This window comes from Vibrio sp. HM8-C (assembly GCF_058630515.1).
On the sequence record NZ_JBMMKS010000006.1, the window covers coordinates 73,901 to 90,448 of the forward strand.

Genomic DNA, 16,548 nt, shown 5'->3' on the forward strand with positions numbered 1-16,548 from the left:
GGTAATTCCTTTAGGCAATACTGAGATACTTGTGAGTTTGAATGGATAGACGCCAATTTCGCGCCACACACGTATCAATACACAATTGGGTCGCTCGAGGCTTCTGGCTAATAGGTTGCAAAGCAATAACCGTTGAACTAGGCACGTTGGCAGATTGCAGCAATTGATCCAAATTCTCGATGTCTTTGTCGGTAGCCACAGGATGCTTGATCTCGTTAGCACGCAACAAAGCCGAATGAATAACCGGAAGCTTACCTTTCATTGCTACTTTTGGTGACACTGTCACCCAAGTATCTTTGGATGCTTGCACTTCAAAGGTACCACTCGTTTCGATCTGGCATCGGCAACCAATCGCTTCAAACGCCTGCGTCAGAGGAATCAAATCATAAATGCAAGGTTCACCGCCGGTAATAACAATGTGCTTTGCGGTATAACCTTGTGATTGATACATGGCAATGACCTGCTCAGCACTTGCTGAACACCACTTGGGTGAATCACCGGTTTTGACAATAATCTGCTCAAAAGACTGCTGGTCTTTCTCTTCGGCTTCCCACGTCTGCTTAGTATCACACCACGCACAGCCAACCGGACATTCTTGTAAACGAACGAAAACAGCTGGAACGCCAGTAAATACGCCCTCTCCCTGTATCGTTTCAAACATTTCATTAACTTTGTACAAAGTAAGTTGCCTAATTCAATTTTCCGAAAAATCGCAGCCGCAGACCTTAATAGAAGGTCTCCTTGAGGTCAATTTAAACCTCGCCTAAATCACAAATATCACGCGCTTTAAACACGAAACCGTTACTTTCGAGTTCAAACAAATGATGCAATTTGTTTTGCGCTTTACATTACAAACGAGCAAACTGTCATAAATTATAGATATTCTTTTCCAAATTAATTAACGCATTCTAGGTATCTCATGTACAAAATCATCGCTCTTGATATGGATGGCACACTTCTCAATAGCCAAAAGCAAATTACACCTCGCACTAAACAGGCTATTGCCCTAGCGAAAGAACAAGGTGTGCGTGTGGTGCTTGCATCAGGCCGCCCTATTGATGGTATGCGCAGCAAGCTGGAAGAACTGGAATTAACTTCAGACCAAGATTACGTCCTGCACTACAACGGTTCGATGGTTCAGAATGTAGCGACTGGCGAAGTTATCTATAAACAAATCATCGATGGTAAAGCCGCAAAAGCTGTGGCTAAGCTTGCAGAAGAGCTTGGCGTCAATACTCATGCATTTAGCCAAATTCACGGTCTGATCACTCCACGCGTCAGTGAGTTCACCGAGCTCGAATCGAAAATTAATGATGGTTTGAAAATTACTGAGATGGATTTTTCAGAACTCGAAGACGATCACCCAATCATAAAAACCATGATTGTGGCGGAACCTAGTCTACTTTCTGCTGCTATCAAGAAGATTCCAGCTCACATGCATGAACAATTTACGGTTGTACAAAGTGCGCCACACTTCTTAGAGTTCCTCAACACTCAGAGCAACAAAGGCGTAGGTATCAAAGCGATTGCGGATCATCTTGGCGTACCTGCTAGTCAGGTTATGTGTATGGGTGATGCTGAAAACGACCATCATATGATTGAATACGCAGGAATGGGTATTGCAATGGCAAATGCGATGGAAGAAACCAAGCGTATCGCGGATTACATTACCTTGAGTAATGATGAAGATGGTGTCGCGGCGGCAATTGAAAAATTCGTGTTGTAAGTAACGATACTGAAACAATAAAGGGATGAATCCTATCAGTGGTATTCATCCCTTTTCTATGAGAGTGGCAATGACAAAGCACATATTTCTATGCTTTGTAGCCCAGTCTAATCAGGCTTAAATTATTTCTTTTCACTGCCAGGCTTAATCACTCTTTGTTGACTGTGAAGCAAAGAAAATTCTTGAGTAAGCTTAGAGATCAAGACACAGACTCGCTTTTTCTCAGCTTTAACTTGTTTTAAACGCTCGCCCAAATGCGCTGAGCTGCTAAATTCTTCCCTCTCCGCATCTCTACGACATAGATCGATCACATTAAACAAACAGTCTTTTTCAAACAAAACGATTTCTGCTTGCTGCATATACCTTAGAGCCTTCATTGGGAGAAGTTCAACATCATTACCATATTCTATCCATGTCACATCACTATAGTTTTCGATCTCATTCTCTAACGCAGATACATACAGAACTTCCAACTGTTCTCGCGAATTTGCTTCCTTCACTTGAGTTGATGAAAAAAACATTTCCCAAAACTTGCGACGTAGATCAACTGTTGGTAGGTGCTCTTTTATCGAACTTCTCTTTGAAGCGCCAAACTCAGCAAGTAGACCTAAATTTTGTGGCAATACTGATTCCAATGTCTCGCGAATGTTGCGCACAAGTACTGGTGACGCGCCTCCGCTAGAGATCGCTATCTGTATTCGACCTCTGTCTATCATCGAAGGGGTGATGAAGTCACAATACGGCAAGTCATCGACCACATTGACTAAAACACCGATATTTTTTGCATCTTTATGCACTTGATGGTTGAGATCTGGGTTATCTGTTGTCGCCCATACCTGCACAAAGCGATTGGTTAAAACACTAGGTGAATAGAAGTTTTGAATCCACTCGCATTTCCCTTGCTCGACAAGCGTATGTAGGTAATGGGCAATCTGGGGAGAAACGATTGTGACACGAGCGCCAGCACGTAATAGCGCGTCAATTTTACGGCATGCAACTTCGCCTCCACCAACGACTAAAACGGCTTTATTTGTGAGATCTAAGAACAGCGGAAAATATTGCATTTATTTTTCATCACAATGTAAATAACTATTCGATTATGCTAACAAAAAAGGTGCAACAAAAGCACTAGCAAATGCACACCAAATAATTAATGACTGAATTTTGCACAGTTAATAGATAAAAATATAAGAATTTCCTAACAAGGCTATTTTTATATATTAATTCTTTAGTCAATTATCCCGAAGACATTCTGTTGCACCAATGATGAGCCTAGTTGCACTATTTACATTGGAACAACATTTAGACATTCTAAACATAGCTTAGGTATGTGATTTCAATCAAAAATCTTTTTAAATTATGTATTTGAGAAATCCGCGCTTTATATCTACGCTTATAAACGATTGATTCATAAATGCACAAGAAAGTGCTAGTCAATCGCAAAACTAATTATAAAACACAACATTTATAAAGCTTGTATCAGGGATCACCTGGTCAAACATGGATCATACAGGAAGGATACAAATGGCGAATAAACTCACACTTCTTGCCACAGTTGTAGCGGCATCTTCTGCCTTCGCAGCAACGTCAGCATCGGCAGCAGATAGTACTTTAGACAAAGTTTTGGCTGCTGGTGTTTTGTCATGTGGTGTAAGTACTGGTCTTCCAGGCTTCTCTAACCCTAACGCTAAAGGCGAATGGGAAGGGATCGACGTAGAATACTGTCAAGCAGTAGCTGCTGCAGTTCTTGGCGACAAAACTAAAGTAAAATTCGTTCCACTAACAGCTAAAGAGCGTTTCACTGCACTTCAATCTGGTGAAATCGACATTCTATCTCGCAACACAACTTGGACTCTTCAACGTGATACAGCGTTAGGTCTAAACTTTGCTGGCGTAAACTACTACGACGGTCAAGGTTTCATGGTTAAGAAAGATCTAGGTGTTAAAAGTGCAAAAGAGCTTGATGGCGCATCTATCTGTATCCAATCTGGTACAACTACAGAGCTAAACCTTGCTGACTACTTCCGTGCAAACGGCATCAGCTACAAGCCAGTTGTATTTGATACATCAACTCAAACTGCTGCAGGCTTCGATGCTGGCCGTTGTGACGTTCTAACAACTGACCAATCAGGTCTATACGCACTTCGTCTAAACCTAGCTGATCCAAACTCAGCAGTTGTACTACCAGAAATCATTTCTAAAGAGCCTCTAGGCCCAGTAGTTCGTCAAGATGACGACAAATGGTTCAACGTTGCTAAGTGGACTCTGAACGCGATGATCAACGCAGAAGAATACGGCATTACTTCAGCTAACGCAGACGAAATGTTGAAGTCTGAAAACCCAGAAGTTAAACGTATTCTAGGTGTAGACGGTCCTAAAGGTTCTGGTCTAGGTATTCGTGACGACTGGGGCTACCAAATCGTTAAACAAGTTGGTAACTACGGTGAGAGTTTCGAACGTACTGTAGGTAAAGGTTCTCCACTTCAAATTTCTCGTGGTGCTAACGCACTATGGAATGCGGGTGGCTTCATGTACGCTCCACCAATTCGTTAATTCCTCTCCGTTTATAGATATGGAAAGAAATGGGCGGTGTAATGCCGCCCTTTGTCTAAATGGATAAAGAGGTTATCGCTGTATGAAACCTATGACAACTTCGGTGCCGAAGGCGGCAGTACCTTCTTCAAAAAGCACCAACCTTCTATACAATCCTACTTTTCGCTCGATTGTCTTCCAAGCGATTGCGATCGCGGCTCTGGTCTTTTTCTTCTATACCATTGTAAACAATGCGCTGACGAACCTTAGTGCTCGTGGTATAGCAACAGGCTTCGCCTTTTTGGATCAACCAGCAGGCTTTGGGATTGGTTTAACTTTGATTGAGTATAATGAAACATTCTCGTACGGACGTACGTTTTTTGTTGGTCTACTCAATACTGCACTGGTATCTATTTTAGGTATCTTCTTTGCTACGATTTTGGGCTTTATCTTAGGTATTGCTCGTCTATCAACCAACTGGTTAGTTAGCCGCTTGGCTGCTGTGTATATCGAAACATTCCGTAATATTCCATTACTACTACAAATTTTGTTTTGGTACGTCGCAGTACTTCAAACGCTGCCATCAGCACGCCAAAGTCTAAGCTTAGGCGAAGCTATTTTCTTAAACGTTCGCGGTCTGTTTCTACCTACTCCGGTTTTTGAAGCAGGAAGCAGTGTTGTCGTTGGAGCATTCATTTTGGGTGTAATAGCGACTATCGCTATTAGTATCTGGGCAAAGAACAAGCAACGTTTAACAGGTCAACAAACACCAATGCTTAGAATTGCTCTTGGCTTGTGTGTCGTGTTGCCTTTGGTTGTTTACTTCATCATGGGGTCACCAATTTCTGCGCAATACCCTGTATTGAAAGGATTTAACTTCCAAGGTGGTGTAAGCATCATTCCTGAACTTGCTGCTTTACTATTGGCTTTAACAATTTATACCGCTTCGTTCATCGCTGAGATTGTTCGTTCTGGTATTAACGCTGTTAGCCATGGTCAAACAGAAGCTGCAATGTCGCTAGGTTTGCCTCGTTCTAAAACGTTGAAATTGGTTGTGATTCCTCAAGCTCTGAGAATCATCATTCCACCACTAACAAGCCAATATCTGAACTTAACCAAAAACTCATCCTTAGCGATGGCGATTGGTTATCCAGATCTTGTTTCTGTATTTGCAGGTACAACACTTAACCAAACAGGTCAGGCGATTGAAATTATCGCGATGACAATGGGCGTCTACTTAACACTTAGCTTGCTCACATCACTATTTATGAACATCTACAACCGTAAAGTAGCATTGGTGGAGAGATAAGATGAAAGTACATCAATTTCAACCAAGTCTTCCGCCTCCAGTTAAAACGACAGGTATTGTAGGCTGGTTTAAGAAAAATCTGTTTAATAGTCCAATCAACTCAGTTGTAACGATTATTTTGGCTTACTTTGCCTTCCAAGGCATTTGGGGCATCTTTAACTGGGCATTTATTAACGCAGATTGGGTTGGTACAACTCGTGATGCCTGTACCGGAGAAGGCGCTTGCTGGGTGTTTATCAGCGTTCGTTGGCAACAATACATGTACGGGTTCTATCCTGAAGCAGAACTTTGGCGCCCTCGCCTATTCTTCTTCACGTTAGCTGTATTCGTTGGTTTGATTGCTTACGACAAAACGCCTAAGCGTACTTGGATTTGGCTATTCTTCGTCAACATCTACCCCTTCTTAATTGCGGCATTGTTGTACGGCGGTGTATTTGGTCTAACCGTGGTTGAAACCCATAAATGGGGTGGATTACTAATCACGCTTATTATTGCTCTGGTTGGTATCGTGGTTTCACTGCCTATCGGTGTGGTTTTAGCGCTCGGTCGTCGCTCTAATATGCCAATCATCCGCAGCCTATGTACTGTCTATATTGAAGTTTGGCGTGGTGTACCACTGATCACCGTATTATTTATGGCTTCGGTAATGTTACCGCTGTTCCTTTCAGAAGGTTCAGAAACAGACAAACTTATCCGTGCTCTTATCGGTGTGGTTATGTTTAGCTCAGCCTATATGGCAGAAGTGGTTCGTGGTGGTCTACAAGCAATACCGAAAGGTCAATATGAAGCTGCCGATGCTTTAGGTCTTTCATACTGGAAGAAAGTTGGGTTAATCATTCTTCCACAAGCTTTGAAAATCACGATTCCATCAATCGTAAATACCTTTATCGGTCTATTTAAAGATACCAGTCTGGTTCTTATCATCGGTATGTTTGACGTACTCGGTGTTGGTCAGTCATCAAACACTGACCCAAGCTGGCTTGGTTTTGCTACAGAAAGTTACGTATTTGTCGCGTTAGTGTTCTGGGTGTTCTGCTTTAGCATGTCGAGATACTCGATTTGGCTAGAAGGCAAACTCCATACCGGTCACAAACGATAAACAATAATTCAGGGAACGTATTATGACGCAACAAACTGCAGAAGATTTCATGATTCAAATTAAGGACATGAACAAGTGGTATGGTGAATTTCACGTACTAAAGAACATTAATCTTGATGTTAAAAAAGGCGAAAAAATCGTTATTTGTGGACCTTCAGGCTCAGGCAAATCAACCATGATTCGTTGTATCAACCACTTAGAAGAACACCAAAAAGGTCAAATTCTTGTGGCGGGAACAGAGCTGACTGAAGACTTAAAGAACATTGAAGCGGTACGCCGTGAGGTAGGAATGTGTTTCCAACACTTCAACCTATTCCCTCACCTAACTGTTTTGGAAAACTGCACGCTAGCACCAATTTGGGTTAAAAAAATGCCTAAAGAAGAAGCTGAAGCGATCGCAATGAAGTTCTTGAAACGTGTAAAGATCCCAGACCAAGCAGACAAATACCCAGGTCAGTTATCTGGTGGCCAGCAACAACGCGTGGCGATTGCTCGCTCTTTATGTATGAACCCACAAGTTATGCTGTTTGACGAACCAACCTCAGCACTAGACCCAGAGATGGTTCGTGAAGTACTGGATGTAATGGTTGAGCTTGCCGGCGAAGGTATGACAATGCTTTGTGTTACCCACGAAATGGGCTTTGCAAAAGAAGTAGCAGACCGAGTGATCTTTATGGACGCAGGTGAAATCATCGAAGAAAACAATCCAAAAGATTTCTTCGAAAATCCTCAGTCCGATCGTACGCAAAACTTCCTAGCGCAGATCCTTCACCATTAATTGTTGACTGGATTACCATGCCTATTGGCATTATCTAAAGAGGCGATTCATTCGCCTCTTTTGTTTTTTAGTACATTATTTTTCTTTTGTAACTAATGGTTTAATTCATCCATTCCCGACAAAAACAAAAGCAAATTAGTGTTAGTATTAAGCCAGATATAAACTTAGATGAACGGAAATATTGTGTTACAACTTGTCACGCTTATTTAGCCCGTTTTTGTTTATTATTTTTAGTAACAACCTAGGCAGAGGCTTGAAAAATGGAACTATTGGCCTCATTAATGTCTACATAAACAAGAAACACCTTTCAATGAGGAAGAGTAAAAGTATGAACACTCCTATGTATTCTCGTTCTACAAGTGGTTTAAACACACTTGAGATTAACAAAACGCTTAAAAACACCTATTTCCTACTGTCGATGACACTAGTAACCAGCGCTATCGCAGCTGTAGTAACAATGGCAATGGGTATTTCACCAATCATGGCGCTTGTAATGCAAGTTGCTGCAATCGGTGTTCTGTTCTTCGCTCTACCAAAAGCAATCAACTCATCAATGGGTATTGTTTGGACATTTGTGTTCACCACATTAATGGGTGGTGCTCTAGGTCCAATGCTTAACTATTACGCTGCAATTCCAAATGGTCCATCGATTATTGCTCAAGCACTTGGTTTGACTGGTATGGTGTTCCTTGGTCTTTCTGCATACACAGTAAGCAGCAAAAAAGACTTCTCATTCATGCGTAACTTCCTAGTTGCAGGTCTTATCATTGTTATCGTTGCAGCAATCATCAACATCTTTGTTGGTTCTACAATGGGTCAACTAGCAATCAGCAGCATGTCAGCACTAGTATTCTCAGGCTTCATCCTATTCGATACTAGCCGCATTGTTCGTGGTGAAGAGACTAACTACGTTAGCGCAACAATCTCTATGTACCTGAACATTCTGAACCTGTTCACTAGCCTACTAAGCATCCTAGGCATCATGAACGACGATTAATACGTCGCCGAATTGAATACATACAAGAGCCCGAGAATTTCTCGGGCTTTTTTCTTCTTGAGCAAAATGAATCCCTTCGCTACCCTATGCCCAATTATTTAAGCTACTCACTGTTAAACACAATGTTTGAATACAACGGCAACACTATTGAAACTGACGCTCAAGGCTATCTATTAGATTCTACCCAATGGGTTGAAGGCATGATGGATATTTTGGCTAAGCAAGAAGGGATTGATCTAACGGAAGCGCATATTGAAGTAGTACTTTTTGTGCGTAAATTCTATGAAGAGTTCAACACATCTCCAGCGATTCGCATGCTTGTAAAAGCGATGGAAAAAGAGCACGGCCCTGAAAAAGGCAACAGCAAGTATTTGTTTAAACTGTTCCCTAAAGGTCCAGCAAAACAAGCCACTAAATTGGCAGGTTTACCAAAACCCGCTAAATGCTTATAACACCTTTAGTTGTAACACCTCTGCATATAACAGTTAGAATTATCGAAAACTCTGTAAGCCTTTACTAAAGAGTAGGGCTTACAGAATTTCAAACCCTCGGTAACTCTTGTCAGTGGTGCACGTCGTACGAACAATCTTCTCAACCGACGCCGTTCTTGGTCCCATTTTTAACCACTCATAAAACTCATCGACGTGCTCGTTTGAACCACATGCAATAACTTCTACGTCACCATTGTTGAGATTTTTCGCGTATCCCGTCAATCCAAGCTTTAATCCTTGATGTGAGGTGTGATAACGAAAACCCACACCCTGCACCACTCCCGAAACAATAAATTTTTCACACTTTGCTACCATTCGAATTCATTCCTAATTTTCGATTCCTATAAAGCATAGCCAATAGTTAGCTCATTGTTTTAACAAGGACTCACTATTGGATCATGATCTTAGTTTCTAAAAAGTCGCGTGTTTATTTTTAATTTACTCAAACCACTTGGAGTAGCAGCTAGGCGGCAAGTAAGTGAATCCCCATGAGCATAGATCAACTATGTGATTGGGGCGAACGAACGTAGCCAACACCGCTGCAACTCCAAGTACGAAGAGTATGTATATCACTTAATTATGAACACAATAAGTCGAGTTGCTTTTCAAGCTCAGTTCCACGACAATACTCGACCTTTTCTATCATTCTTCAGAGTAGAGCAATGACTTCTGCAATCTATTTGGTCAAAGGCCGCGATAAATCATTACGTCGTAAACATCCATGGGTATTTTCTCGTGGTATTCAACGCATCGAAGGTGAACCAGCGTTAGGTGAAACTGTAGATGTTTATGCAAACGACGGTCAGTGGCTAGCCAAAGCAGCGTACTCTCCTCATTCACAAATTCGTGCTCGTGTTTGGAGTTTCGACAAAGATGAAATTGATAGCGCGTTCTTCGTTAAGCGTATTCAACAAGCCCAGCTACTTCGCGATGATTTTATCGAGCGTGACGGCTTAACTGGTTACCGTTTAATTGCTGCTGAATCAGACGGCTTACCAGGTATCACTATCGACAAATACGATAATTACCTAGTGTGTCAGCTTTTAAGCGCCGGTGCTGAATACCAAAAAGATGCACTGGTAAAAGCATTGAACACCTGTTTCCCTGACTGCCATATTTACGAGCGCTCTGACGTAGCTGTACGTAAGAAAGAAGGTTTGGAAGAGCGTGTCGGTGTGCTTCACGGCGAGCTACCACCGAAGTCTGTGGTTATTGAAGAAAACGGTATCAAAATCAATGTTGATATCGTCAACGGGCACAAAACCGGTTTCTATCTTGACCAACGTGACAGCCGCTTCCAGTCAATGAAGTATGTGAAAGAGAAAGATGTATTGAACTGCTTCTCATACACAGGCGGATTTGGTTTGTACGCGCTTAAAGGCGGAGCAAAACGCGTGATTAACGCTGACGTGTCTCAACCAGCACTTGATACAGCAAAATTTAACGCTGAATTGAATGAGTTTGATATTTCTAAAAAGCGTGCTGTTTTCTTAAATGCCGATGTATTCAAGCTGCTACGCGAATACCGCGATCAAGGTACTAAGTTTGATGTGGTCATCATGGACCCACCAAAATTTGCTGAGTCTAAAGCGCAGTTGACAGGTGCATGTCGTGGCTACAAAGACATCAACATGCTAGCGATGCAAATCTTAAAACCGGGTGGCACGCTATTAACTTATTCTTGCTCTGGTTTGATGGATCAGGCGCTATTCCAAAAAATCATTGCGGACGCGGCTTTGGATGCAGGACGTGACGTGAAATTCGTAGAACGTTTTGAACAAGCTGCAGACCACCCAACAGACACCGCTTATCCAGAAGGTTTCTACCTAAAAGGTTTTGCTTGTAAGGTATTCTAAAAATACTTTCGGCATTCAAACACACACTAAAACGGTCGCACTAGCGACCGTTTTTCATCTATTAAGCGGTGATTCTTTCCACTCGATTTCGGCCATTTCTTTTTGCGTTAAGCAAGGCATGGTCGGCCAGTTTTAATAGGTCTTCATAATCTTCAATTAATTCGCTACTTGAAACGCCGATACTAACGGTAATTTTCAGTAGGAAGGCAACGTTGTCAAAACTGTGTGCTTCAATCGCTTCTCGTAGACGCTCCAAGTAAGCATTAGATTCATTAATGTCACCCACAAACAACAGTGTGAATTCTTCTCCACCCCATCTCGCTAGCAATGTGTCACTGTTGATGTGATTTTTCAGAACATCAACTACTTCAACAATCGCGTGATCACCAACCAAGTGTGAATACTTGTCGTTAATGCGTTTAAAGTGGTCAATATCCAGCACCGCAAGGTGCAATACTTCACCGTTTTGTTTTGCGGATTCAAATCTCTGTTTCAGCTCTGCATCGAAAGCTCGTCGGTTAGCGAGCCCTGTTAACTCATCTTCGTGGGATAGTTTCTCAAACATATCCGCTTGTGAGCGTAGCTCCTGAGTCTGCAATTCCACTTGCTGCTTCAGATACATAGCGCTGCGTTTGAGCATTTCAATACGCCACATAACGCCAGAACCAATCAATGCAATAACTGACAAGATGATAAACACGATGACATCTTTGCGTTGCCAGAACAAAGGTTCAACGTCAAATTCGTACAGCGCTTTCGCCTCTGTCCAATTGCCGTAGGGGTATCGAGCACTAACAAGAAACTTATAATGACCAGGGTGTAAATTGGTAAACTCCGCTGTGCGAATGTTTCTGCGCTCAGACCAAGAGTTATCAAACCCTTCTAGCTTTGTTCGGTACTGAATACGCTCCGACATCACATAACCTAATCCCACATAACTGATTGAGACTCGACTGGTACCTGCCGGCACTAAGCGAGTTTCATCAGGGTTCACCGCTTCTGAGTCAAATCGAATCGACTGCAACACAACAGGAAGTGGATTACTACTTAACTTGTAAAGATTAGTCGGATGGATAGAAGCTACGCCTTTCGCCGTAGCAAAATAGATAGCGCCATTACTAAGTTTGGCTGACGCAGGGTTGGATCCCCCATTTGCTTGGCTGCTTGCCATACCATCTGTTTCATCAAAATGTTCAAAGATGATGTTTGACTCTGTGCCATCTGCAACTTTATGAGCTCGGTTCGCATCAATTTTCCAGATACCTCGGTTGCTGGATAACCAAAAATACCCGTCTTCATCTTTCTGGATCTGGAAAAACTTATCAATAGGAAGACCATGCGGACGCCCGACCAGCGCGAGAGTTTGGTCAGAGTGACGATAACGAACTATGCCTCTATCTGTTGCTATCCACACATAGCCCTTTTCCACATAAAAACCGAAAGCATATTGAGCTTGCTCAAGAGGTTCTAGATCCAAATTGACCAGTTGGGCACCATCCCAATAGCCAACACCAACGCCGGTGCCCACCCAAATATGGCCTAGCTCATCTTCCGCAAGAGCCATCACATAGTCATCCGTTAAACCATTTTGCTGATTAAAGTGAGATAAAGTGCCGTCTGGCTGCTTTTTCACTAATCCAAACGGTGTTCCTATCCAAAGGTTACGCTGGCTATCTTCTAATATGGCTCGAACTTCGTTGGTCGGTAAGCCTTGTTTATCGGTAATGACCGATTTGATATTGCCATTACTCCAGTGCATCAAACCTTTCTGATAGGTTCCTATCCAAGCACCACCATCTGAAGCATTGGCAAGACTAAGCACGGATAACGAAATATCGTCGTTAATAGCTCTCTCTGCGCTATTTTGTTTAATCAGGCTTAATCCATTACTTGAACCAACAAGAAACTCATCTTCAGCGATTGGTAACAAGGTTCTGACATAGTTTCCGACCAAACCCTTATCTTGTGTAATCGACATAAATGGCGCATTACGAAGGCGAATTAAACCGCCATTAGTACCAACCCAAATACTTCCTTCAATATCCTGATACCAAGAAAGTATGCGGTTGTTTGGCAAACCTCCGCTTGCATCCAGAAATTCAAGAACGCCGTGAGCTAGACGTGCAAGTCCCTTATTGATAGTACCGAGCCAGATATTGCCATCCGTATCTTGCTCAACAACAGTAACCACTGTTTTATCCATTCTTGAATCAAGCAGATTGAGTTCTTTGCCATCATAGCGCCATGCACCTCGGTTTGAACCGATAAGCAAGTCGCCATTTTGTGCGAGTGAGAGGTAATACACTTTATCGAAACTTGAGTTGTCGACTCTTTCTGCAGAAGAGTCTGACAGTTTGAACAATCCTTTTTCGGTCGCAGCAAAAATTTCATTGGCTGCATTTTCCACTAACCGATAGGTACTGATATGTTGCAATACCCAAACATTGTCACCAAATGAGCCGTCGGAGTTTCGTTGGCGACGAACAATCCCCTGACCTTCTATCGCTAACCATTGATTGCCAGAACTGTCGATTAATACATGGTTAACCATGCTTGGTGCTGCTTGTTGCAGGTGCCAAGTAAAACCCGTTCTTAAACTGAGGCTGCCCCTTGCACCCCCGACCCATAATGAATTGTTGCTACCGGAAACCAGCGCACGAGTTCCTGAATCGAGCATATGCGTATCAGGACTGCGATCAAACAATCTGAATTCAAGACCGTTGTATCTCGCCACACCTTCCCAAGTTGCAAACCACAGATAACCATCTTGGGTTTGAGCTATGGCATTGATGCTGTTATGAGGTAAGCCTTCTGTAGAAGTCCACGTATCGACGTAATAATCAGTGAGAGAAGTTGGCGTTATCAGGCTAGTTTGCGCCCAAGCTTTAAGAGGCGAAAATACCCCTAAAATAATGAAAAGCAATAAACGATTGAGCGAGAAATACTGGGGAAAGATCATTTAACGTTTTACTTCCTATGCCACTAACGTTAACCACATCGAAATTTATAATAATTTAGCCATGAAATATCAGCACGCCTAATACTTAATGTCTACGAGAAGTTGCAGAATACGCAACTTCTATCATCTCTTTCCCTTCTTTGGTGCGTAGATTAATTCTCGTATTGTGATTCCCATTAAACTTTCGTTTTCATTTTCCAAAATATGAGACCTATTTACCCAACTATAAATTAATCGGCATATCTCCATGCCGACACTCGCATCTTGAACTATGTTTTATCAGTAGTTAGTTCCAAGCAATTGAAATATCAATATCTGTAACACGTAATATCTGCCCTTAAAATTTATTCACTAATTTAATAAAGCAACGTGAGACAAGGAGTTGGACATGGAAAAACATGGAGCAAACACAGGCGGAAAATGCCCTGTGATGCATGGTGGGATGACTTCCTCAGATATGTCAGTCATGGATTGGTGGCCAAAAGCACTCAATCTCGACATTCTGCATCAGCACGATAGCAAGACTAATCCTTTAGGTGCCGATTTCTCATACAAAGAAGAACTAAAAAAACTGAATGTTGACGCCCTCAAAAATGACCTGAAAGCACTCATGACTAACAGCCAAAGCTGGTGGCCAGCTGATTGGGGCCATTACGGAGGCTTAATGATTCGTATGGCATGGCATGCTGCAGGTAGCTATCGCATTGCCGACGGCAGAGGTGGCGCAGCAACTGGTAATCAACGTTTTGCACCACTTAACTCTTGGCCAGACAACGCAAACCTAGATAAAGCTCGTCGCCTTCTTTGGCCGATAAAACAAAAATACGGTAACAAAATCAGCTGGGCAGATTTGAGCATCCTCGCTGGCAACATGGCCTATGAGTCTATGGGTTTCAAAACATTTGGCTTTGCATTTGGTCGTGAAGATATCTGGCAACCAGAAAAGGACACTTATTGGGGCTCGGAAAAAGAATGGCTTGCACCTAGTGGTGGGAAAGGCAGCCGCTACTCTGGCGAACGCGATTTAGAGAACCCACTCGCGGCCGTAATGATGGGGTTAATTTACGTTAACCCAGAAGGCGTGGACGGCAATCCTGACCCATTGAAAACAGCCAAAGATATGCGGGTTACCTTTGCGCGCATGGCGATGAATGATGAAGAAACTGTTGCCCTCACCGCTGGTGGACATACAGTGGGCAAATGTCACGGTAACGGTAATGCAGCAAATCTTGGTCCAGATCCTGAAGGCGCACCGCTTGAAGAACAAGGTTTAGGCTGGATGAATCACAACACTCGAGGGATTGGTCGCGATACGGTTACCAGTGGTATTGAAGGTGCTTGGACAACCAACCCAACTCAATGGGACAACGGATACTTCTATCTCTTGTTCAAATACGATTGGGAACTCAAGAAAAGCCCAGCGGGTGCTTGGCAATGGGAGCCAGTTAACATTGCTCCGGAAGATAAACCGGCCGATGTTGAAGACCCATCCAAACACTACAATCCAATCATGACTGACGCCGATATGGCGCTAAAAATGGACCCAAACTATCGCAAAATTTCTGAGCGCTTTAGAGATGATCCAGATTATTTCGCAGATACCTTTGCAAGAGCTTGGTTCAAACTGACTCACCGCGATTTAGGCCCTAAAGCTCGCTATCTCGGTCCAGACGTGCCTAAAGAAGATCTGATTTGGCAAGATCCTGTAGCTGCGGGCAGTACTGCTTATGATATTGAGGCCGTTAAATCGAAAATTGCGGCATCCGGTTTGTCTGTAAGTGAAATGGTTTCAACTGCTTGGGATAGTGCCCGTACCTTTAGAGGCTCGGATAAACGTGGGGGTGCGAATGGCGCTCGCATTCGCTTAGCTCCACAAAAAGATTGGCAAGGTAACGAACCTGCTAAACTCGCAAAAGTATTGAAAACATTAGAAACAATCGCCGCTGAAACGGGTGCTAGTGTTGCTGACACCATAGTACTTGCAGGTAATGTGGGTGTCGAAATGGCAGCGAAAGCAGCTGGCTTTAATATCAAAGTACCTTTCAGTGCAGGTCGCGGTGATGCTACAGAAGCACAAACCGACGTAGACTCTTTCGACGTTCTAGAGCCGCTAGCGGATGGGTTTAGAAACTGGCAAATGAAAGATTACGTGGTTAGTGCTGAGGAAATGCTTCTCGACAGAGCGCAGCTCATGGGTTTAACCGCCTGTGAAATGACCGTATTAGTGGGTGGTATGAGAGTTCTTGGAACGAACTATGGTGGAACTACCCATGGTGTTTTCACTAGCGACGTCGGTAAACTCACCAATGATTTCTTTGTTAATCTCACGGACATGGCTTATACATGGAAACCCGCAGGTGAAAACCTCTACGAAGTTTGTGAGCGACAAAGCGGAAGCAAGAAATGGACTGCAACACGTGTAGACCTCGTGTTTGGTTCCAACTCTATACTCAGGGCTTACGCTGAAGTCTATGCTCAGGACGACAGTAAAGAGAAGTTTGTGAATGACTTCGTTACTGCTTGGGTAAAAGTAATGAATGCAGACCGTTTTGATTTAGCCTAAAAAAATGCTCCCTTTCTCTTAGTGTTTATTTAAGGGAAAGGGAGTTCTCTACTTCTTGTTGCTTGATTGCTTGATTGATTGCTTGCTTGCTTGCTTGCTTGCTTGCTTGCTTGCTTGCTTGCTTGCTTGCTAAGCCAGTTAAAAACTCACCTTTGATTGTTATCGTACCAGTTAAACTTATTTACGACTTACTTCACAAATAACCGCTCAAATTGTATATTTCATTCATATTAAAAAT

Annotated in this window: 13 protein-coding genes; 9 read left to right on the plus strand and 4 right to left on the minus strand. The window is 42.8% G+C overall.

The genetic code is table 11. The features are described 5' to 3' along the window. Positions 1-10: 10 nt before the first annotated feature. Positions 11-679, minus strand: a complete 669-nt coding sequence (gene queE / locus ACOSVQ_RS09150; protein WP_491982252.1) for a 7-carboxy-7-deazaguanine synthase QueE — start codon at positions 677-679, stop codon at positions 11-13. Positions 680-919: 240 nt separating this feature from the next. Here queE and ACOSVQ_RS09155 point away from each other — a divergent pair, with 240 nt between their 5' ends. Beyond that, entirely contained in the window at positions 920-1,726 is an 807-nt protein-coding gene (locus ACOSVQ_RS09155) for a Cof-type HAD-IIB family hydrolase (protein WP_165311296.1), read from the plus strand. A gap of 122 nt (positions 1,727-1,848) precedes the next feature. On the opposite strand, the gene ACOSVQ_RS09160 is transcribed toward ACOSVQ_RS09155, so the two are convergent. After that, entirely contained in the window at positions 1,849-2,790 is a 942-nt protein-coding gene (locus tag ACOSVQ_RS09160; RefSeq protein WP_491982255.1) for a precorrin-2 dehydrogenase/sirohydrochlorin ferrochelatase family protein, read from the minus strand. A 460-nt stretch (positions 2,791-3,250) separates the two neighbouring features. Between ACOSVQ_RS09160 and ACOSVQ_RS09165 the strand changes: the two genes are divergently transcribed. The 6 genes from ACOSVQ_RS09165 to ACOSVQ_RS09190 all read left to right on the plus strand — a co-directional run bounded on the left by ACOSVQ_RS09165 (position 3,251) and on the right by ACOSVQ_RS09190 (position 8,893). After that, a complete protein-coding gene (locus ACOSVQ_RS09165) occupies positions 3,251-4,279 on the plus strand; it encodes an amino acid ABC transporter substrate-binding protein (RefSeq protein ID WP_491982256.1) in 1,029 nt (342 codons plus the stop codon). 91 nt (positions 4,280-4,370) lie between these two features. Then, positions 4,371-5,567, plus strand: a complete 1,197-nt coding sequence (locus tag ACOSVQ_RS09170; RefSeq protein WP_491982388.1) for an amino acid ABC transporter permease — start codon at positions 4,371-4,373, stop codon at positions 5,565-5,567. Position 5,568: 1 nt separating this feature from the next. Next, positions 5,569-6,666: an amino acid ABC transporter permease gene (locus ACOSVQ_RS09175; protein ID WP_491982257.1), complete on the plus strand. Its 1,098-nt coding sequence runs from the start codon at positions 5,569-5,571 to the stop codon at positions 6,664-6,666. 22 nt (positions 6,667-6,688) lie between these two features. After that, the gene (locus ACOSVQ_RS09180; protein WP_416923249.1) at positions 6,689-7,444 is read left to right on the plus strand and encodes an amino acid ABC transporter ATP-binding protein; all 756 of its coding nucleotides are present in this window, start codon (positions 6,689-6,691) and stop codon (positions 7,442-7,444) included. A 328-nt stretch (positions 7,445-7,772) separates the two neighbouring features. Continuing rightward, positions 7,773-8,441, plus strand: a complete 669-nt coding sequence (locus ACOSVQ_RS09185; RefSeq protein WP_165311290.1) for a Bax inhibitor-1/YccA family protein — start codon at positions 7,773-7,775, stop codon at positions 8,439-8,441. A 122-nt stretch (positions 8,442-8,563) separates the two neighbouring features. Next, positions 8,564-8,893: a TusE/DsrC/DsvC family sulfur relay protein gene (locus tag ACOSVQ_RS09190; RefSeq protein WP_491982260.1), complete on the plus strand. Its 330-nt coding sequence runs from the start codon at positions 8,564-8,566 to the stop codon at positions 8,891-8,893. Positions 8,894-8,971: 78 nt separating this feature from the next. Here the strand turns inward: ACOSVQ_RS09190 and yccX are convergent, their stop codons facing one another. Beyond that, on the minus strand, positions 8,972-9,247 hold the full coding sequence (gene yccX / locus ACOSVQ_RS09195; RefSeq protein ID WP_491982261.1) for an acylphosphatase: 276 nt from the start codon (positions 9,245-9,247) through the stop codon (positions 8,972-8,974). Positions 9,248-9,594: 347 nt separating this feature from the next. Here yccX and ACOSVQ_RS09200 point away from each other — a divergent pair, with 347 nt between their 5' ends. Further along, a complete protein-coding gene (locus ACOSVQ_RS09200; protein ID WP_491982263.1) occupies positions 9,595-10,788 on the plus strand; it encodes a class I SAM-dependent methyltransferase in 1,194 nt (397 codons plus the stop codon). Between the two features lie 61 nt (positions 10,789-10,849). Here the strand turns inward: ACOSVQ_RS09200 and ACOSVQ_RS09205 are convergent, their stop codons facing one another. Further along, positions 10,850-13,747 (minus strand): ligand-binding sensor domain-containing protein, encoded by a 2,898-nt coding sequence (locus ACOSVQ_RS09205; protein WP_491982265.1) that lies wholly within the window; start codon positions 13,745-13,747, stop codon positions 10,850-10,852. A 388-nt stretch (positions 13,748-14,135) separates the two neighbouring features. On the opposite strand from ACOSVQ_RS09205, the gene katG reads away from it, so the two are divergent. Further along, entirely contained in the window at positions 14,136-16,310 is a 2,175-nt protein-coding gene (gene katG, locus ACOSVQ_RS09210; protein ID WP_491982267.1) for a catalase/peroxidase HPI, read from the plus strand. Positions 16,311-16,548: the final 238 nt, after the last annotated feature.

Coding starts and splice junctions, on each gene's coding strand:
- ACOSVQ_RS09155 (WP_165311296.1), top strand. CDS start 920: ATGTACAAAATCATCGCTCTTGATATGGATGGCACACTTCTCAATAGC.
- ACOSVQ_RS09160 (WP_491982255.1), bottom strand. CDS start 2,790: ATGCAATATTTTCCGCTGTTCTTAGATCTCACAAATAAAGCCGTTTTA.
- ACOSVQ_RS09165 (WP_491982256.1), top strand. CDS start 3,251: ATGGCGAATAAACTCACACTTCTTGCCACAGTTGTAGCGGCATCTTCT.
- ACOSVQ_RS09170 (WP_491982388.1), top strand. CDS start 4,371: ATGACAACTTCGGTGCCGAAGGCGGCAGTACCTTCTTCAAAAAGCACC.
- ACOSVQ_RS09175 (WP_491982257.1), top strand. CDS start 5,569: ATGAAAGTACATCAATTTCAACCAAGTCTTCCGCCTCCAGTTAAAACG.
- ACOSVQ_RS09180 (WP_416923249.1), top strand. CDS start 6,689: ATGACGCAACAAACTGCAGAAGATTTCATGATTCAAATTAAGGACATG.
- ACOSVQ_RS09185 (WP_165311290.1), top strand. CDS start 7,773: ATGAACACTCCTATGTATTCTCGTTCTACAAGTGGTTTAAACACACTT.
- ACOSVQ_RS09190 (WP_491982260.1), top strand. CDS start 8,564: ATGTTTGAATACAACGGCAACACTATTGAAACTGACGCTCAAGGCTAT.
- yccX (WP_491982261.1), bottom strand. CDS start 9,247: ATGGTAGCAAAGTGTGAAAAATTTATTGTTTCGGGAGTGGTGCAGGGT.
- ACOSVQ_RS09200 (WP_491982263.1), top strand. CDS start 9,595: ATGACTTCTGCAATCTATTTGGTCAAAGGCCGCGATAAATCATTACGT.
- ACOSVQ_RS09205 (WP_491982265.1), bottom strand. CDS start 13,747: ATGATCTTTCCCCAGTATTTCTCGCTCAATCGTTTATTGCTTTTCATT.
- katG (WP_491982267.1), top strand. CDS start 14,136: ATGGAAAAACATGGAGCAAACACAGGCGGAAAATGCCCTGTGATGCAT.